Raw genomic sequence first — 17,214 nt, 5'->3', positions numbered from 1 at the left:
GACCTCTCGCGCCGAACCTCAGGAGAACTGGGAAGACCGTCCGCCACCATCCATGGCTGCGACGGAGCTTCTGCGTGACCTGCCGGTGACTGCCCGCGGCGTCCGGACCAGGGCTTCTCTGGTCGCAGCGGCTCGAACGGTGTTCGAGCGCGCGGGGTATCTCGATGCCCGTCTGACCGACATCACCAAGGAAGCGAACTGCTCCACCGGCACGTTCTACACCTACTTCGACAACAAAGAGCAGATCTTCGCCGCAGTTCTCGACGTTGCGCAGGAAGACATGCTGCACCCCGGCATGGGACGGGTCCGCGACGTCGACAATCCGTATGCGGTCCTCGAATCGAGCAACCGTGCCTACCTGACGGCTTTCCGCCGCAACGCCAAACTGATGGGTCTGCTCGAGCAGGTATCGCACATCGATCCGGCCTTCGCGAAACTGCGTCGGGATCGAGCCGAGACCTTCATTTCTCGCAATGCCCGAGCCATTGAACGCCTGCAAGCAGCTGGCAAGGCAGACGGCTCACTGGATCCGCTGCTGGCTTCCCGAGCACTGTCGGCGATGGTGAGCCGTCTTGCCTACAGTTCGTTCGTCTCCGAGGAACCTGGCGCCGACGGCAAACCCGTCCCGTTCGAGGACGTCGTCAAGACGGCTACTCAGGTGTGGGCCAACGCTCTGGGCCTCGAGGGCGACCGCGGGTAGTTTCAGCCTTCGCCGCGGGCCGCGAACTGCTGCTCGAGGCTGTGGCGCAACGTCTCCTCGCTGTTCCTGACAGCGTTTTCGACGAACGGCCCGATCAAGCGGCCCAGAGCTTTGCCGGCAATGCCGCCGGGGAGTTTGTAGGCGAAGTCGACGGAAAGCTCGGTCTTGGAATCGTCGATCGCGGCGAACTCCCACGTGGACGAGTTGGATACACCGCCGAGCGAAGACAGCTTGATGATCCGATTCTTCTCCCACTCGGTGACCTCGAGCTTGGAGCGCAACGTGCTTGGCCCGATCTGCATGGCCGCGTCGAACGTGGCGCCGAGCCCCTGATCGAACTCTCCGAACGGTGTGAACTCGGAAACACCGAACATCCACGTCGGGACGTTGCGGTAGTCGTCGATGTAGTCGAAGGCGACATCAACCGGCACGGCAGCAACCGCGGAGTGGCGAACATGGATCATGACTGGTCCCTGTCTTTCGGTGAACATCGACTGTAACCAATGGCACCGACGCGTTCGGCGGCGGCGCAACGGCGATCTACGGTATCGGTATGACGAACGAGCTTCCGGTACGCGGGTCCTGGCGCGATTACGAAGACCTGGGACTACCGAAACCGCTCGCTGCGGCGCTGGAGGCGTTCGTCGAGCAGGGCTATCACGGGACTTCGATCCGTGACGTCGCGTCGCGGTCCGGGCTGTCGGTGCCGGGGCTCTACCACCACTACCCGTCCAAGCAGGCTCTGTTGATCGGTCTGGCGACCGTGGTGATGACTGAGTTGTTGGAGCGAAGCCGCGCCGCCGAACTCGATGCCGGGGACGATCCCTCGGACCGCTTCGACGCGGTGATCGAATCTCTGTTGCGGTTCCACATGTTTCGACGCGAGCAGTCGTTCGTCGCCTCCTCCGAGATTCGCAGCATGGAGCCCGATAGCCGGGCTAGTTACATCGCGCAGCGCGACGAACAGCAGAAGCAGGTGGACCGGATCGTCCTCGACGGCGTTGCTTCGGGGGTGTTCGAGGCCGACCATCCCGAGGATGCCAGCCGAGCTGTCGTGACGATGTGCGTCGCCGTCGCGGTGTGGTACCGACCGGACGGTGAGTTGTCTCCGGACGAGTTGGTGGAGAGGTATCTGGAGATAGCGCGTCGGATGGTGGGGGCGTAGGGGCGATCACCCGGAATGCTTCAGCATTTCGAGGGCCGCATCCCGGCCGACGTCGAAGGGGTCGGTGCCGATACCGATACCGTCTGCGACGAGGGCGCCTTCGTGAAGCAGCATGATTGCCTCGACGAGACGTTCGTCGGCTTGCCCGTCCGTCGCCAGAATGCGCCGGAAAAGGTCTAACATCTCCCGCTTCTGTTCGGCGATGACAGCGAACACCGGGTGTGACCGATCGCTGAACTCGGCGTGAGCGTTGACCATGCTGCAACCCTTGCCTCCGCTCGCCTTGGACCAAGAGGCGGAAGCGTCGAATGCCGCACTCAACTGCTCGGCGCGGCTGTGTCCGGCTGATGCGAGCTTCTTGTCGCGAAAGGCTCGCCACCGCCGATCTCGATCCTTCAGATATTCCACGACGAGGCCGTCTTTCGAGCCGAACCGCTCGTACAGAGTCTTCTTCGTGACCCCGGCGTCCAGTGCGACGGTATCCACGCCTACGGCGTGAATTCCCTTTTCGTAGAACAGCTTCGACGCCGACTCCAGAATGCGACGTGCTTTCGGAGTCAAGTCGGGTACGGATTCGTCTGCCATGGACAAAAGTATACCGATCTGTATAGTCGACTCCATGAGTAAACAGATCGGTATACCTCGGATCGTGACCTCGAGATCTGCCGTGACGGCCACCTTGTCGGTCCTGTTCGTCGCGTGCTGGAGTTCGGGATTCATCGGAGCCAAACTCGGCGCCGGTAGTGCCGAGGTCTCCACGCTGCTGATGTGGCGTTTTCTCCCGCTTGCGGCGGTACTGGTCCCGATTGTCTGGCTGTCCGCCCGGCGCCGGAACGCGATGCCGACACCGCGGGCTCTCGGCAGGCAGGTGGTGATCGGAATACTCTCCCAGAGTGGCTATCTGTTGTCCGTGTACTGGGCAGTCGATCTCGGCGTGAACACCGGAACCACAGCGCTGATCGACGGTATTCAGCCGCTGGTGGCAGCCGCGCTGCTCGGCCCGGTCCTCGGTGTCGCAGTCCCGCGGATGCAGTGGATCGGATTGGCGATCGGACTGGCCGGCGTCGCGACGGTCACGGCAGCCGACGCCGGGGCGGGTACATCGGCCCCGTGGTGGGCGTACGCGATTCCGTTCCTGGGAATGCTCAGCCTCGTTGCATCCACCTTCGTTCAGCAACGCGCTCCCACGTCCACGCCGCCACTGCAGGCTTTGGCCATCCACTGCTCAACCAGCGCAATAGTTTTCACAACTCTGGCGATCGTCTCGGGTGCTGCCGTACCGCCGAGTGTCAGCACATTCTGGATCGCATTGCTCTGGTTGATCGTGTTGTCCACCTTCGGCGGATACGGGCTGTACTGGTTGTTGCTCCGCCGCATCGGCATCACGTCCGTCAACACCTTGATGTTCTTGATCGCCCCCGTCACCGCGGTCTGGGGCGCACTGATGTTCGGAGAATCCTTCACTCCGTTCACCGCTCTCGGCTTGGCGGTGGGCATCGTCGCCGTCGTCGTGGTCACCCGGGTGGACAATCGACCGAAGAAGCATGATGAGAGCACGGATTCCTGCCCGGCAAGAGCTCCGATCACGTCGCGCTGACGAAGCCCGATCGCGATGTGAACCGCTCGCGGAGCGTGGTGATTTGTTCTGCGGTGAGCTTCAGTCCGTTGATTGCGTAGTCCTCGACTGTGCCGAAGCGCGTGCGCATTTCGTCGAGCGCGGCGTCGAAGTAGCTGTCGCGGACTCCGAGGAGCGGCCGGAGCAGTTCTCCGTCAACGCCTTTGCTTGCGGCGAAGTCGAGGATCGGTTCCGTCATGGGCGCCAGATCGGTGTTCGTCTCCAGGTAGTCGGCGCGTACATCGGCTTCGTCGGCGCCGAGGAGGAGCAGGAAAGAGGTCGCGGCCCACCCGGTGCGATCTTTTCCGGTGGTGCAGTGGAAAAGTGCTGCACCGGTTCTTGTTTCGTCGATGAGGTCGAGATAGAACGCGCGGTAGGCGTCGAGGGCGGACGGCAGGCTGACGAAGTTGCGGTTCGCTTCCTCCATCTGTGCGATCCCACGTCCATCGCTGATAGTCTCGGCGTACGCGACCGGGTCCGTCATGAGTAGTCCGGTGGCCGCGGCGTTTTGGGCATTGTCGGCGAGAACGTCGAGCCAGACCGTCCGCGTCGAGTCAGGGAGATTGTCGAGCGCGCCGTCGCGCTCGGCAGCGGTCCTCAGGTCGTAGACCGTCCGGACGTCCAAGTCGGCGACCGCGGCGACGTCGTCGCCGTCGAGTTTCGCGAGCGTCGCCGAACGGTAGAGCGCGCCGGCGCGGACGGTGCCATCAGCAACGGGAATGCCACCGAGATCCCGGAAGTTCGGAGCGGTCTTCAGGAGAACGCGACGATCGAGCGGGTGAGTTGGCATGGCTGACTCCTTGTGGGTTCCGTTTCCGAACTGATCATTCATGCCTTCTGCACACTGCGCACGAGCTTTTCGGCATTGCGTCTCTTGATCCACTTGTCGATGACGAGAGCCATGAAGATCCATCCTCCCAACGCGGTGATCACCCACACGATGATCGGGGCGAGGATCCAGGACCCGACGCCGCTGATCGCAATGCCGTCGGGGACCAGGGTCGCAACCCAGAGCGCGAGCAGCGTGGCGACCAAGCCGACACCGCCCGCGAGCGGAGCCGCGTAGTGCAGTGCCACGCTGAGCACGAATGGGCCGAGAATCATGTGGGCGAGGGTGAATACACCGATAGCGGCCAAGAAACCGTTGACGCTCAGGCTGACCCCGGGCAGCGCAAAATGCACGACGATCAGCGCGATCGCGCCGAGTATGCATTGCGAAACGAGCTGAAATAACAGACGCATGGCTTGTACCTCCGTGATCAGGTCTAGTCACCCGAGAGTGGTGTGTGCGTGGGGAACGCTTTGCTGGAGGGCCTCGGGACGAGGCGCCGTCCAGGTTCCGTCGAGCACGTCGGGGCGGGGGCGGTACAGGCGCAGTACGTAGTTCCAGCCCGGCATGATGGGCAGTGCGTTCGCGACGCCGTCGAGATTGACGCCGAACCGGATGGTGGTGCTGCCGTCGGAGTTGGGGGTGGCTGTGAGGCTGTTGATGCTGTTGACGCCCAAGGCGTTCTCTTCGAAGTATCCGGCTGCGTTGTACAGCGAGACCGACCAGAACGCATCCACGGGAACATCGTTCAGGCGGAGACGGTATTCCCCGATCGGGAGACGTTCGTCGAAGTTGACGTAGGTGGCCTCGTACTCGGGAAGGCCACCCCAGCCGGATGCGGTACCGAGCAGGTGCCTGATCGGGTCGACTTCCGCCGCGGTGCCGAATGAATGGTCGTAGGTGGTGATGCCACGAGCGAGTGCGAGGAGCGCGTCGCGGGTCTCGGTCTGCGATTGTTCGTCGTAGTCGGGCAACGGGAACTCTCCCGTTCCGCCGCCGTCGATGGTGAGGGCGTCTTGCAACCGGTTCACCTCGGCGACGTCTTCGGGGCTGTTCGGATCGACGAGGATACGCACGATCAGTGCGGCGTAATCGGTTCCGACCAATTCGCGCGTGAGCAGGTGCTCTCCCGGATCGCGCAGGATGACGGGACCGAAGTGATCTTGACTGACCACCCACACGGAGATGTAGCGCTTGCCGGTATCGGGCACCGTGATCGTGACGTTCTCGCGCACGTCGATGATCGCGCTGCTGTACAGAGTGTCGCGGTTCTGGCGGATGATCGGCTGGTTGTCGAGTGACCCGAGCTCGCGAGTGTGGTTCCACGTGCCCAGGCCGACGCCCGCGGCCAGGCGAGCGAACATGAGATCGGATTCTGCCCGATTGAAGTTCAGGACGTTGACGGCGATCGTGGACATAGCGGATTCCAATCGGTGTCGGGGTACGGAAGCGGGCGCGGTAATCCATGGCCCGTCGGGGTGAATCAGCCCAGCAGTCGTGCTTTCGCGGCTTGGAACTCGGCGTCGCTCAGTAGGCCTTGTGATTTGAGATCGCCGAGTTTCTGCAACTCGGCGACGAGATCGACCGGGGGTGCGGGTGTGGGGAGTACGGCCTGCTGCTGGGCGAATTCGTACTGCGCCTGCTCGTAGTCGGCCTGAGCTCTCCTTTGCCGGCGGGTGGCCATACCGTCGCTGACGGCGGTCGCGGTACCGGTCACGACCGCGGTGCGGGCGGCGAGGCCCAGCAGTCCAGGGCGTCCTCGTCTCGGGATGTACGGCATGTCAGACCTCCAATTTCGGGATGATCGTGTCCATGAGGGCATTGACGACGGGCGCGGGTATCCGCTCGTAACCCAGCAACACCGCGCCGGACTCGGCGGTCCGGGCGGCGAGTTCGCGCTGATAGACCAGCTCGAGCGCGACCAGCAGCGCTGAAGCGCCGGCGGGAATCGCCTCCGCGAGTTCGGTGATGTCTTCATGCCCGAGCAGACCGGACGCGCCGAGCATTTCGACGTTGATCTCGAAGCCGTTCGGCAATTCCTCGACCTCGACGAGGGTGAGTTCACCGTCGTCGGACTTGGAGATGACGATCAGATCGAGGAGTCGTACCAGGCCGGTATCCGTGATGTCGGTGAGCGCGCAGAACGCGGCGGGGTCGAGGCTCTGCCCCGGCAGACCGAGAAGGTAGAAGTCGACGGGGCCGAAACGCGCGTCACTCACGAGAGCACCTTCAGTTTGAGTGCGGCAAACTCTTCCTCGCTGATCGATCCGGCTTCGAGGAGTGCTGCAGCTGTGGCGATTTCCTCGCTGGGACTCTTTCCTGCGACTTCGCGGATATACGATTCGGCCGCGCTCTCGGCCTCGCGTGCGGCCTTGTTGCTGCGTTCCGTCATCCCATCGCCGCGGGCGACGAGATAGACGAGCGCGGTGAGGATGGGTAGGAAGAGCAGGAAGAATATCCAAACAGCTTTCAACCAGCCGCTCAGCTTGTGGTCGCGGAACAGGTCGGCGACGATCGCGAACAGCGCGAAAAGATATCCGACGAAGACGGTCGCCCACAGCATCCAGCCGAGGCTTTCCCAGAAACTCATGTGTCTTGTCCGTTCGTGTCAGGCCTGCGCGTCGGCATTCCGCCGACTCGCGCTTTTCAGTTGATTCCGGCAATTCTCACCGGTTTCCGCATGCTTCGATCGCTGTCTCATCCGAAGCGGATGAGACGGGATTTCCACGGCCGTCGAACGTCTCGAGTATCTTCGACACATGATCGAAGCCGTGCGTGACGCACTCGCCTCCGGTGAGGCGGAGCAGGCTCGACGCGTCCTGCGGAAGAATTGGCTCCGTCTGATTCTCGAATCTCATACCAGGGAACTCGAGCAACTCTGCCTTGCGCATCCCGATCCACACGATCCACACATCCTGCTGATACGGGCGTGCTGCCGCGACCTCAGCGGCGATCCGTACGGCGCGGAGTTTCTACGCGGGCAGGGTCTACGGGTCGCGTCCGACGATTTTGTCGTCTGTTTCACCGACCTACTGCTCGCTCCGGACACCTCGACCAAGGCCGTCATCGCCGATCGCGCGCGTCACGCCCTCGCCCAGTGCGAGCCCGAGGACGATTACCCGTCCGCACTTTTCCTCCTCGGGTGGACCGAGATCAGGCTTCGTCGTGATCTACCTCGCGCCATCGCGCTACTTCGCTCCGCCGGCGATGAAGCGCGGTTGCAGTCGCGTGCGGAGACGTTGCGTCTCGCGCAATCCAATTTGGCTTTTGCACTCACCCACGCGGGAGTGTTCACCGAAGCCGAACAGATCCTCGACGGCCTTCCTGCCCGAGAGGTTGCATCCGACTGGGAACGCTTCGAAGGTGGACTCCCACAGTCGAATCGAGGGTGCATCGCCTATTGGCGTGGCGACTTCGAGGAAGCGATCGCTCAGTTCGACTCGATAATCGTGGAGGGCAGTCCCGGAACCAACTTCGAGGCGCTCGCCCGTCTGTACCTGGTGATGAGCCTGGTCGCTCTGAACCGGAAAGACCGGTACCACAACGCCGCTCGGCTGCTGCGAGGCGTGAGCACTGCGGACAAGCACGGCATTCCTTGGGATACGCTGCGGCGCGTCACCACGGCCTGGCTCGCCCACGCTCAGGGGCAGGACGAGCAAGCGCGCCGCATCGCGAAGCCCACGCTGACCCGAACAGGTGCTGCGGTCGCTCACGCGCTGCTCGCCGAGCTCTATCGAGTCTTGGGGGATCCGGAACCGTCGGCGCAGGCGCTTCGGTTGGCAAGCTCGGCCGCGCTGCCGCGATATGCGCTGGTGAGCACACTTGTCACCTCTGCAGCGCTGAGCTCCGTCGCAGGGCGTGGGCCGCAGGCGCACGAGCAGCTGGATCGTGCGCTGGCTGAGGCAATCCCGGAGCAGATCCTCGCCCCCTTTCTCAGCGGCGATCCGGTAATTGTCGATCTCTTGAACGCGCACGCAATACAGGGGTCGAGACACCAGGACCTCCTGCGCACGATTCTGGAAAAACGGAGCCGGCTCTCTACCCAGCTCGCCGGAGTCCTGACCGAACGCGAGAACGAGATTCTCACTTTTCTGCGCACCACGATGACTGCAGACGAGATCGCTGCGCACCTCGGCATCGCCTATCCCACTGTGAAGACTCACATTCGCTCGATTTACCGCAAATTAGGTGTGGCCAAGCGGCGTGCCGCTGTTCAAGCAGCCGACAACCTAGACCGCGGGATCGGGGGCGATTCCGCGACGGAGGCTGCGAACCGTCAGATCCAAGGCTTGTAGTCGAGTCCCGGAACCGCGGTTCACGTAGTCCATCGACGTGTAAAGCAGTGACCACAGTAGGTTCTGCACCCAGTCCGAACCCATGTCGGGGTCGATGGACCCGTCGGAGTGTCCGCGTTCGATGGCGTCGGTGACTCCGTCGTCGTTCGACGCGGACTCGGCAAACGAATCTTCTTGATAGACGCCGGGAGTGAAGAACAGGACCGTCAAAAGGTCGGCCAGTTCGAAGTATTCGTGGCAGAGGCGAACCAGTGCCTCGGCTCCGGTGCCCTCACCGAGTCGCGCCGCTGCTGCGGCCTCACCGACGGCGCGAGTGGCCTCGGCCGCGACTGCGTCGACCAGGTCGGATCGTTCGGGAAAGTAGCGGTGCAAAGTGGTCCGGCCGACCTTCGCGGCCGAAGCGATCTCGCTGAGGGTCGCAGCAGGCTTGGATGCGAACACCGAAACGGCAGCATCGAGGATGGCCTTCCGTGTGCGCTCGCGGGTCGCGCTTTGTTCTGGTGCGCTGTGGATCGTTGTCACGAATTCGAAGCGTAGCCGTGTCCGGTTTCGGTATCCAGTGTTTCCGAATCGGAATTTCTCTTGCCCTTTATGGAACATTCGTGTTCCATAAATTCATGCTTGAATCCGACGCTTCTCAGCCCGCACCGAAATGGAGCAATCTCCGCGTCCTCTCGGAGTTCGCTCGACCGCATCTGCCGTCGCTCCTCCTCGGATTGGTACTGGCGCTGTGCGGCTCGGCGGCGACGCTGGCAACGCCGATGGTCACCAAGTGGGTTCTCGACACCCTCGATACCGGTGCGTCGCTGAAGGGACCGATCCTCACGCTCGTCGTCCTTCTGATCGTCGGTGCTGTGCTCGGTTGTGCTCAGTGGATCGTTCTCGGAACCGCCGCCGAGAAGGTTGTCTTCGACGCCAGGTCTTCGCTGGTGAAGCGATTCCTGGCGGCGACCGTACCTTCGCTGCAATCGCGATCCGTGGGTGAATTGGTCACCCGGGTCACGTCGGACACCTTGCTGCTGCGGGAGGCGGCGTCGTCGGCCGCGGTGAATATTCTGAACGCAGCCGCGTTGACCATCGGAACGATTGTTCTGATGGGCGTTCTGGATCTGCCGTTGTTGGGGGTCACCATGGTGGCAATCGTGTTCGCCTCCATACTCTTTGCCGTTCTGATGCCTCGGATTTCCGCAGCCGAAGCGCGAACCCAGGAATCGCTCGGTCAGCTCGGCGGCGTACTCGAGGGTGGCTTGCGTGCGATCCGGACGGTCAAGGTTTCCCTCGCCGAGGATCGCGTCGGCGCTCTGGTGACGACCAACGCGTCCGATGCGAAAAAGCATGCGATCACGGCGGTTCGAGTGTCGGCAACCGCGTGGACTGTCGCGTGGACCGCCATTCAAGGATCGATCATTGCCATCCTGGGCTTCGGTGCCTGGCGAGTCGCCGACGGTGAAATGGCAGTCTCGACGCTCATCGCGTTTTTGCTCTACGCCTTCACCCTGATGGGGCCGGTGTCGGAGCTTGCGCAGAACGTGACTTCTGTTCAGTCGGGAATCGCGGCAGCTATCCGGATTCGCGAGATGCAGTCGTTGCCCACCGAGCAGTACGACGAGGTCGTGGACGTGGTCGCGAAAACAAATGCTGCCGCGCCGCTGATCGAGTTGCGCGACGTCACCGTGAGTTACCACGGGTCGAACCAGCCGGCGTTGCGCGATGTCTCGCTGGTCATTCCGACGCGTGGGCACATGGCCATCGTCGGCCCGTCGGGTGCCGGAAAGACGACCTTGCTCTCGACTGTGCTGCGATTTGTCGAACCGCGATCGGGTGAGGTTCTCCTGCATGGAGTCGGTTACGACGCGCTCGATCACCGCGCTGTGCGGGAGAGTCTCGCGTACGTGGAGCAAGAGACACCGGTGGTGCCCGGAACGATTCGGGAGAACGTCGTCTTCAGCCATCCCGACGCGACGGACGAAGAAGTCCAGGCCGTTCTGCGCTTGCTCCGACTCGACGACGCGATCGAGGCCCTGCCGAATGGACTCGACACCGCTCTGACGGCCACCTCGCTGTCGGGCGGCCAACGTCAGCGGATCGCGATGGCACGCGCAGTTCTGCGACCGAGTGCTTTACTTCTGCTCGACGAAGCCACTGCCCAGGTCGACACACTCACCGAAGCCGCGATTGTCGACGCGATCAACGAACGTGCACGTACCGGGGCCGTGGTGACCATCGCTCACCGGCTCTCAACGGTGCGTGACGCCGACTGGATCGTGGTCATGGAAGACGGTCGGATCCGCAACATCGGCAACCATGACGAGCTCATGGACAAGGACGATCTGTACCGCGACATGGTGGTTGCCGGCCGGCTCGATCAGGGCGAGGCGATGCTCGAAGATTGTTGACCCGGCGCATCGGCATGTGCGAGAGTGCTGTTACCGAGCGATCGCTCGGTCGGGATGTTTTTTCGGAGGTGGCTGGTGGCAATCGATCTGACGTACGCGCCCGAGGTGGTGGCGCTGATCGAGAAGACGCGCGACTTCACGCGCAACGTAGTGCTCCCCATCGAAGACGAACACGCCGGTGACATCGCCGTCGCGGGTGGCGATGCCATCCGCATCGAGATGCAGGCGGCAGCAAAAGAAGCCGGTGTCTTCGCACCGCATGCACCGATCGAGTACGGCGGCCAGGGACTCAACATGAGTGATCGCGCGCCTGTCTTCGAGGAAGCCGGCTACTCGCTCTTCGGGCCGACGGCGCTCAACATCGCTGCGCCGGACGAGGGCAATGTTCACATGCTGGCCCACGTCGCGAACGAAGCACAGAAGCAGCAGTTCCTCGCGCCGCTCGCAAGCGGGGACATGCGGTCGGCATTCGCCATGACCGAACCCGCGCCGGGAGCGGGATCCGATCCCTCGGCTTTGAACACCCGCGCCGAGAAAGTCCCCGGTGGCTGGAAGATCAACGGTAAGAAATGGTTCATCACCGGCGCCGACGGCGCCGGATTCTTCATCATCATGGCGCGCACCTCCGGCGAGCCCGGGCAGCGCGGCGGAGCGACCATGTTCCTGACGCCGACGGACACAGCGGGTCTCATCGTGGGTCGACACATCGACACCCTCGACAAGGCCATGATCGGCGGGCACTGCGAGGTCACGTTCGAGGATCTCTTCGTTCCCGACGAGGCCGTTCTCGGTGAGGTCGATCAGGGTTTCGCTTACGCGCAGGTTCGTCTCGGTCCCGCCCGGATGACGCACGTGATGCGCTGGCTCGGTGCAGCGCGCCGCGGCCACGACGTCGCCGTGGCCAGGGTTGCCGAACGAGAAGGCTTCGGCTCGAAACTCGGTGATCTCGGAATGATCCAGAAGATGGTCGCCGACAACGAGATCGACATCGCAGCCAGTCGCGCACTTCTGGTGCAGGCCTGCTTCGAACTCGATCAGGGCGGGCACGCGAGCAACGCGACGTCCATCGCCAAGACCTACGCGGCCGAGGCGATCTTCCGGATCGTCGACCGCTCCATTCAGATGTGTGGCGGAATGGGCGTGTCCGGCGATCTGCCGCTGGCACGGTTGTCCCGCGAAGTGCGTCCCTTCCGCGTTTACGACGGTCCGTCCGAGGTTCATCGCTGGGCAATTGCGAAACGTGTTGTCGGCGCTGCGAAGCGCGCTGCTCGGGAGGAGTCGAAGTGACGGACTTCCCAGGACTCGATCTCGCGGCGCTCCACAAGTATCTGCAAGCCGCAGGCGTCGAGGTGAGCGGTGAGTTGCGAGCCGAACTGATTTCAGGCGGCAAATCCAATCTCACCTACGGAATCTTCGACGACAACTCGAAGTGGATTCTGCGTCGTCCACCCACGGCCGGCCTCACGCCGTCGGCGCACGACGTTGCGCGCGAGTTCCGAATCACCTCGGCGTTGCAGAACACCGCCGTGCCGGTCGCCCCGACCGTCGTGCTGTGCGAGGACGCCTCGGTGATGGGTGCGTCGTTCACGGTGGTCGAGTTCGTCACCGGTCAAGTGATCCGGACCAAAACCGAGTTGGAAGCTGTTCCGGCAGAGCTGGTCACGCAGTGCACCGACGAGTTGGTGCGTGTTCTCGCTGCCCTGCACGACGTCGACTACAACGCAGTGGGTCTCGGCGAACTCGGCCGACCCGACGGTTACGTAGCCCGTCAGGTGAAGTTGTGGGCCGGTCAATGGTCACGCGTCAAGACCGAGGACTCGGCCGATGTGGACAGGTTGGCGTCGAGCCTCGCGGAATTGATTCCGGCTGAATCGGCTTCGTCGATCGTGCACGGCGACTACCGGATCGACAACACGATTCTCGCGGCGAACGACGTCACCAAGGTTGCCGCAGTGGTGGACTGGGAACTCTCGACGCTGGGTGATCCGCTGGCGGACATCGCGATGATGTGCGTCTATCGGCATCCCGCGCTGGATCTGGTTCTGGGTGAACCTGCCGCGTGGACGAGCCCGTCGCTACCGTCCGTTGTCGATCTGGCGCAACGGTATTCGTCCGTTTCGGGTCGTGAACTGGCGCATTGGAACTTCTACATGGCGCTCGGGTTCTTCAAACTCGCAGTCGTGGCGCAGGGCATCGATCACCGATTCCGAGCAGGAGCCACCGTCGGCGGGGGATTCGACAAGGCTGGATCTTCTGTGCCGGAACTGATCTCGGCCGGACTCAACGCACTGCAAGGGAAATTCGAATGACTCGATCAGCACTGGTCACCGGCGCCTCCAAGGGAATCGGGCTCGGCATCGCAACACGCTTGGCTTCGCAAGGGTACGGGCTGACCATCACGGCGCGTGATGCCGAACGGCTCGCCGTTGTCGCCGAAGAACTTACGCGCGCCGGATCGCCGGACGTCGTCGTCTCGGCCGGCGACATGGCGGACGAGAACTTCGCCGCAGCACTCGTAGCCACGCACGGCGAGCGGTTCGGCTCCATGCGAGCCCTCGTCCTCAACGCCGGAGTGGGAACCAGTGGGCGAGTGGCTGACTACCCCATGCGACGTTTCGACAAGACCGTTGCCGTCAATCTCCGGACACCGTTCGCACTATTGCAAGCGTCGCTGCCGCTCCTGCGTACAGCGGCGGACGCGGACCTCGCCGGCGGAGCAAAGGTGATCGCTCTCGCCTCGATGGCCGGCGTCTACGCCGAGAGCGGTCTGGCCGTCTACGGAGCCACCAAAGCTGCACTCATTTCGATGGTCGAAGCACTCAACGCCGAGGAATCCGGAAACGGAGTGAGCGCGACGGCCATTGCTCCCGGTTACGTCGACACGGACATGTCGGCGTGGACGCACGATCGGATCACACCCGAGACCATGATCAAGGTCGACGACATCGTGGAGTTGGTGGACGGACTGCTCAAGCTCTCGTCTCGAGCAGTGGTTCCGAAGGTCGTCATGACGCGAGCCGGAACCAACGGCTACTCGGCCTGATCAATCCAGCTTGGCTTCGCCCCGCTTGCGGAAAAAGTGGAAGCCGGGCACTCCGACGATCGCCTGACGCAGGTCCTTCACCACTCCGAGGAGTTCGTGGATCTCGGGCGAGACGGAGTCCAAGGTTCCGAGGATGGGCAGCACCGCGGTCACGCGGTCGGTGAGCTCCGGCAGTTGGTCGATCAGTTTGATCGCGGCGCTGACCTCCGCCTCGGACAGGTCGTCGGCGAATCTGGCCGCCAGCGGCGCGAGCTGCAACGCAATGGGCTCGTAGATCTCGAGGAGTTGTCCCGCGATGTCCGAGGTCTGCTCGACGGCCTCGACCAGCGTCTCAGCTCGAACGGTCACGGCGGCGGCTCCGATGACGACGCGGTCGGCGTTGTCGGCGATCTGGTTGATGCGTGCCACCAACCTCTCGACCGAGAAGAGGAGCGCCTCGAGTCGAGCGGGCAGGGTGACCGCAAAAGCGACCGTGGACAGGGACCAGTGCACCACGTCGCCGACGGAGCGGACGACGGTGGAGCTGCCGGGCAAAACTAGAGCCATCCCTCGATACTGCCTGATGTGACGTCAAAGTACAGGTAAATCTCACATTCACGAGGCCAGCGGCGTCTTCGAGGTGTCGGTGCCGGCGCGGACAATCAATTCACCCGCTGCCTGCTGCACCGCGCAACCTGGAAGGATCGAGACATGACGGCTATCCGTACGCACACCGTGATCGACTCGCCGATCGGGGCGTTGACGCTGGTAGCAGCAGGTGACGACCTCTGCGGGCTGTACATGGCGGAGCATCGCCACAAGCCGGACGAGTCCACGTTCGGTGATCGTTCCGCGGCGGTCTTCGGTGAAGTCGAATCGCAGCTCACCGAGTACTTCGAGGGTGATCGCACGGAGTTCTCCGTGCCGCTGGCGCCCGTGGGTACCGAGTTCCAGAAGCGGGTGTGGCATACCTTGCGAACGATCCCGTACGGCGAAACCTGGACATACATGGAGCTCGCGCAAACTTTGGGTAACCCGCTTGCGATCCGTGCCGCCGCCGCGGCAAACGGCAAGAATCCGATCAGCATCATCGTTCCCTGCCATCGTGTGGTCGGCAGCGACGGAAGTCTGACCGGTTTCGCCGGCGGCCTCGAACGCAAGCGGTTCCTGCTCGACCGCGAGCACGGCGGCGAATCGGATGTCCTCTTCTGATGCGCTCGGCTCACAATTCGGTGATCGGGAACGTCTACCGATCGTGAGACTCAAACCGTTCGAAGACGTCGTGACCGAATACGGTGCAGTGGTCCTCCGTGTCTGCCGCGCGGTGGTCGGTCCCGTCGACGCCGAGGACGCGTGGTCCGAGACGTTCATCGCAGCGATGCGGGCATATCCGGATCTGAATCCGGACGCGAACATCGAAGCCTGGCTGGTGACCATCGCGCACCGCAAGGCAATCGACATCACCCGAGTGCGCGCCCGCGTGGCCGTGCCGACAGACGAGGTTCCGGAGTTGCCGACGCGAATCGGCGTACCCGGAACGTGGGATCACGAACTCTGGGACGCACTCGAACAGCTACCGCTCAAACAACGTGCGGCAGTCGCCTATCACTTTCTGGGTGGGCTGCCGTACGCAGAGATCGCGGACATCCTCGGCAACACCCCGGCGGCCGCCAGACGCGCGGGTGCCGACGGTATCGCCACACTACGAAGAACCTACTTGTCCGCTACCGCTGCGGAAGGGAGTCACTCATGAGTAACGATGTGTTCGAGGCGCTTCCAGCCGTTGACGCCGACGCCATGATCCGCCTACGGGCGCGCCTGGCTGCGCAGGCGTCCGAAGCTGAATTGATCGACGTGGCATATCGAACCGTCGATTCGCCGGTCGGAAAGCTGCTCCTGGCGGCGACCGATGTCGGCCTGGTGCGGGTTGCCTTTGCCGTCCAAGGGCACGACCTCGTTCTGGAACGTTTGGCGGACACCGTCAGCCCCCGTGTGCTTCATTACCCGCGCAGGCTGGACACTGTCGCTCGCGAGTTGGACGAGTACTTTGCCGGTGCGCGTCGAGAATTCGATCTGCGCTTGGACTTCCAACTCGCGAAGGGGTTCCGACGCGAAGTGTTGCGTCATCTCCCCGAGATCGAATACGGCCACACTGCAAGCTATTCGGTGGTCGCAGCAGCGTCGGGAAGCCCACGTGCCGTGCGTGCCGTGGGGACCGCATGCGCAAAGAATCCGCTGCCGTTGGTGGTCCCGTGTCACCGGGTGGTGCGCAGCGACGGCAGCCTCGGGCAGTACGCCGGCGGCCCCGAACTGAAAGCGATTTTGCTGGATCTGGAAGCCGGCCGGTGAGCGCAGTGACGCTGCGCTTTCAGGCACCCTACGCAGTCGAACCGCTCACCGGTGCCCTGCGGGCTCACTGCGTCGCAGGCCTCGAGCGTCACGACGACGGTGTTCACACCAGAGTCATACCGTTGCCTTCCGGCCCGGTTGTCGTGTCGGTGTCGTGGACAGACGACGGTGTCGTCATGGATTCCGATGTGCCGGCGGAGGATTCCGCAGTGCTGGAGGTGATCGTGCGTCGTTGGCTCGACCTCGACGCCGATCACACTGCTGTCGAAGCAGCGTTCGGTAGCGATGAGTTGTTGGCCCCACTCGTTGCCGCCCGTCCAGGATTGCGGGTGCTCGGCTCGGTGGACGGTTTCGAGACCGCAGTGCTCACCGTTCTGGGGCAACAGGTTTCGCTCGCCGCAGCGAGGACGTTCGGTGGTCGTTTTGTCAGCGCATTCGGAGCGCCGGTGGAAGGGGAGTTTCTTGCCTTCCCTGATCCGGACGCGGTTGCAGCGCAATCGCCGGAGGACATACAGAAAGCCGTCGGATTGACCACAGTGCGCGCAAGAACAGTGCACACGTTGGCAACTGCGGCAGCGAACGGTCTCGATCTCTCCTGGGATGCGGATCCTGTCCAATTTCGACAAGAGTTGTTGGCGCTACCGGGAATCGGACCGTGGACCGCTGACTATCTCACTGTTCGAATTCTCGGTGATCGCGACGCCTTCGTACCCGACGATCTGGTGTTGAAGCGAGCGTTGGGGGTCTCGTCGGGCAAAGAAGCCGCAGCGTTGTCCGAGCGCTGGCGACCCTGGCGAGCGTACGCACTCTTTCATCTGTGGACCAAGGAAGCGTTTCTGTAGT

Annotated in this window: 22 protein-coding genes; 12 read left to right on the top strand and 10 right to left on the bottom strand. The window is 63.1% G+C overall.

Features of this window, described 5'->3' with window-relative positions; all coding sequences use genetic code 11:
• The first annotated feature begins 52 nt into the window (after nucleotides 1-52).
• Entirely contained in the window at nucleotides 53-700 is a 648-nt protein-coding gene (locus H7C86_RS07595) for a TetR/AcrR family transcriptional regulator (protein ID WP_020970922.1), read from the top strand.
• Between the two features lie 2 nt (nucleotides 701-702).
• Here the strand turns inward: H7C86_RS07595 and H7C86_RS07590 are convergent, their stop codons facing one another.
• Nucleotides 703-1,164 carry an SRPBCC family protein gene (locus H7C86_RS07590; protein ID WP_019745480.1) on the bottom strand — a complete coding sequence of 154 codons (462 nt, stop codon included), beginning with the start codon at nucleotides 1,162-1,164 and terminating at the stop codon, nucleotides 703-705.
• 89 nt (nucleotides 1,165-1,253) lie between these two features.
• Between H7C86_RS07590 and H7C86_RS07585 the strand changes: the two genes are divergently transcribed.
• Nucleotides 1,254-1,865, top strand: a complete 612-nt coding sequence (locus H7C86_RS07585; protein WP_020909261.1) for a TetR/AcrR family transcriptional regulator — start codon at nucleotides 1,254-1,256, stop codon at nucleotides 1,863-1,865.
• Nucleotides 1,866-1,871: 6 nt separating this feature from the next.
• Here H7C86_RS07585 and H7C86_RS07580 read toward each other — a convergent pair whose 3' ends face one another.
• Nucleotides 1,872-2,450, bottom strand: a complete 579-nt coding sequence (locus H7C86_RS07580) for a TetR/AcrR family transcriptional regulator (RefSeq protein WP_172932637.1) — start codon at nucleotides 2,448-2,450, stop codon at nucleotides 1,872-1,874.
• An 82-nt stretch (nucleotides 2,451-2,532) separates the two neighbouring features.
• On the opposite strand from H7C86_RS07580, the gene H7C86_RS07575 reads away from it, so the two are divergent.
• Nucleotides 2,533-3,462, top strand: coding sequence for a DMT family transporter (locus H7C86_RS07575; RefSeq protein ID WP_182261376.1), 930 nt, complete (start codon nucleotides 2,533-2,535; stop codon nucleotides 3,460-3,462).
• On the opposite strand, the gene H7C86_RS07570 is transcribed toward H7C86_RS07575, so the two are convergent.
• The 6 genes from H7C86_RS07570 to H7C86_RS07545 all read right to left on the bottom strand — a co-directional run bounded on the left by H7C86_RS07570 (nucleotide 3,449) and on the right by H7C86_RS07545 (nucleotide 6,899).
• Nucleotides 3,449-4,270 (bottom strand): tyrosine-protein phosphatase, encoded by an 822-nt coding sequence (locus tag H7C86_RS07570; RefSeq protein ID WP_047888321.1) that lies wholly within the window; start codon nucleotides 4,268-4,270, stop codon nucleotides 3,449-3,451. The genes H7C86_RS07575 and H7C86_RS07570 overlap by 14 nt on opposite strands.
• A gap of 38 nt (nucleotides 4,271-4,308) precedes the next feature.
• Entirely contained in the window at nucleotides 4,309-4,722 is a 414-nt protein-coding gene (locus H7C86_RS07565; RefSeq protein WP_182261335.1) for a phage holin family protein, read from the bottom strand.
• 27 nt (nucleotides 4,723-4,749) lie between these two features.
• Nucleotides 4,750-5,727 (bottom strand): DUF1214 domain-containing protein, encoded by a 978-nt coding sequence (locus tag H7C86_RS07560; RefSeq protein ID WP_182261334.1) that lies wholly within the window; start codon nucleotides 5,725-5,727, stop codon nucleotides 4,750-4,752.
• Nucleotides 5,728-5,792: 65 nt separating this feature from the next.
• Entirely contained in the window at nucleotides 5,793-6,089 is a 297-nt protein-coding gene (locus H7C86_RS07555; RefSeq protein ID WP_019745452.1) for an SHOCT domain-containing protein, read from the bottom strand.
• A gap of 1 nt (nucleotide 6,090) precedes the next feature.
• A complete protein-coding gene (locus tag H7C86_RS07550; RefSeq protein WP_021345646.1) occupies nucleotides 6,091-6,528 on the bottom strand; it encodes a DUF6325 family protein in 438 nt (145 codons plus the stop codon).
• A complete protein-coding gene (locus H7C86_RS07545) occupies nucleotides 6,525-6,899 on the bottom strand; it encodes a PLDc N-terminal domain-containing protein (protein WP_019745450.1) in 375 nt (124 codons plus the stop codon). The genes H7C86_RS07550 and H7C86_RS07545 overlap by 4 nt, the downstream gene beginning before the upstream one ends.
• Before the next feature lie 169 nt (nucleotides 6,900-7,068).
• Between H7C86_RS07545 and H7C86_RS07540 the strand changes: the two genes are divergently transcribed.
• On the top strand, nucleotides 7,069-8,604 hold the full coding sequence (locus H7C86_RS07540) for a LuxR C-terminal-related transcriptional regulator (RefSeq protein ID WP_182261333.1): 1,536 nt from the start codon (nucleotides 7,069-7,071) through the stop codon (nucleotides 8,602-8,604).
• On the opposite strand, the gene H7C86_RS07535 is transcribed toward H7C86_RS07540, so the two are convergent.
• Nucleotides 8,539-9,126 carry a TetR/AcrR family transcriptional regulator gene (locus tag H7C86_RS07535; RefSeq protein WP_019745447.1) on the bottom strand — a complete coding sequence of 196 codons (588 nt, stop codon included), beginning with the start codon at nucleotides 9,124-9,126 and terminating at the stop codon, nucleotides 8,539-8,541. The two genes, H7C86_RS07540 and H7C86_RS07535, sit on opposite strands and share 66 nt — an antisense overlap.
• Nucleotides 9,127-9,221: 95 nt before the next feature.
• Between H7C86_RS07535 and H7C86_RS07530 the strand changes: the two genes are divergently transcribed.
• The 4 genes from H7C86_RS07530 to H7C86_RS07515 all read left to right on the top strand — a co-directional run bounded on the left by H7C86_RS07530 (nucleotide 9,222) and on the right by H7C86_RS07515 (nucleotide 14,043).
• Nucleotides 9,222-11,000, top strand: coding sequence for an ABC transporter ATP-binding protein (locus H7C86_RS07530; protein ID WP_153211541.1), 1,779 nt, complete (start codon nucleotides 9,222-9,224; stop codon nucleotides 10,998-11,000).
• Nucleotides 11,001-11,075: 75 nt separating this feature from the next.
• A complete protein-coding gene (locus tag H7C86_RS07525; protein ID WP_182261332.1) occupies nucleotides 11,076-12,287 on the top strand; it encodes an acyl-CoA dehydrogenase family protein in 1,212 nt (403 codons plus the stop codon).
• Entirely contained in the window at nucleotides 12,284-13,309 is a 1,026-nt protein-coding gene (locus H7C86_RS07520; protein ID WP_021345641.1) for a phosphotransferase family protein, read from the top strand. Before H7C86_RS07525 ends, H7C86_RS07520 begins: the two co-directional genes overlap by 4 nt.
• Nucleotides 13,306-14,043, top strand: a complete 738-nt coding sequence (locus H7C86_RS07515; protein WP_020970896.1) for an SDR family oxidoreductase — start codon at nucleotides 13,306-13,308, stop codon at nucleotides 14,041-14,043. Before H7C86_RS07520 ends, H7C86_RS07515 begins: the two co-directional genes overlap by 4 nt.
• Here H7C86_RS07515 and H7C86_RS07510 read toward each other — a convergent pair whose 3' ends face one another.
• Complete coding sequence (locus H7C86_RS07510) at nucleotides 14,044-14,589, bottom strand: ribulose 1,5-bisphosphate carboxylase large subunit (protein WP_095973117.1); 546 nt, start codon at nucleotides 14,587-14,589, stop codon at nucleotides 14,044-14,046. It lies immediately after the preceding gene.
• Nucleotides 14,590-14,733: 144 nt separating this feature from the next.
• Between H7C86_RS07510 and H7C86_RS07505 the strand changes: the two genes are divergently transcribed.
• Genes H7C86_RS07505 through H7C86_RS07490 form a run of 4 tightly spaced genes read left to right on the top strand, consistent with a single transcriptional unit; the run spans nucleotide 14,734 to nucleotide 17,213 of the window.
• The gene (locus H7C86_RS07505; protein WP_182261331.1) at nucleotides 14,734-15,234 is read left to right on the top strand and encodes a methylated-DNA--[protein]-cysteine S-methyltransferase; all 501 of its coding nucleotides are present in this window, start codon (nucleotides 14,734-14,736) and stop codon (nucleotides 15,232-15,234) included.
• The gene (locus H7C86_RS07500; protein ID WP_020909250.1) at nucleotides 15,221-15,775 is read left to right on the top strand and encodes an RNA polymerase sigma factor; all 555 of its coding nucleotides are present in this window, start codon (nucleotides 15,221-15,223) and stop codon (nucleotides 15,773-15,775) included. The genes H7C86_RS07505 and H7C86_RS07500 overlap by 14 nt, the downstream gene beginning before the upstream one ends.
• The gene (locus tag H7C86_RS07495) at nucleotides 15,772-16,371 is read left to right on the top strand and encodes a methylated-DNA--[protein]-cysteine S-methyltransferase (RefSeq protein ID WP_133727148.1); all 600 of its coding nucleotides are present in this window, start codon (nucleotides 15,772-15,774) and stop codon (nucleotides 16,369-16,371) included. The genes H7C86_RS07500 and H7C86_RS07495 overlap by 4 nt, the downstream gene beginning before the upstream one ends.
• Nucleotides 16,368-17,213: a DNA-3-methyladenine glycosylase gene (locus H7C86_RS07490; RefSeq protein ID WP_020970893.1), complete on the top strand. Its 846-nt coding sequence runs from the start codon at nucleotides 16,368-16,370 to the stop codon at nucleotides 17,211-17,213. The genes H7C86_RS07495 and H7C86_RS07490 overlap by 4 nt, the downstream gene beginning before the upstream one ends.
• The last annotated feature ends 1 nt before the right edge of the window (nucleotide 17,214 follow it).

The sequence above is a fragment of the Rhodococcus sp. UFZ-B548 genome (genome assembly GCF_903819475.1).
In the GTDB taxonomy this organism is placed as follows: Bacteria; Actinomycetota; Actinomycetes; order Mycobacteriales; family Mycobacteriaceae; genus Rhodococcus_F; species Rhodococcus_F erythropolis.
The sequence above is the reverse complement of the archived record's forward strand: the minus strand, read 5'-3'. Positions and strand labels throughout refer to the sequence as shown.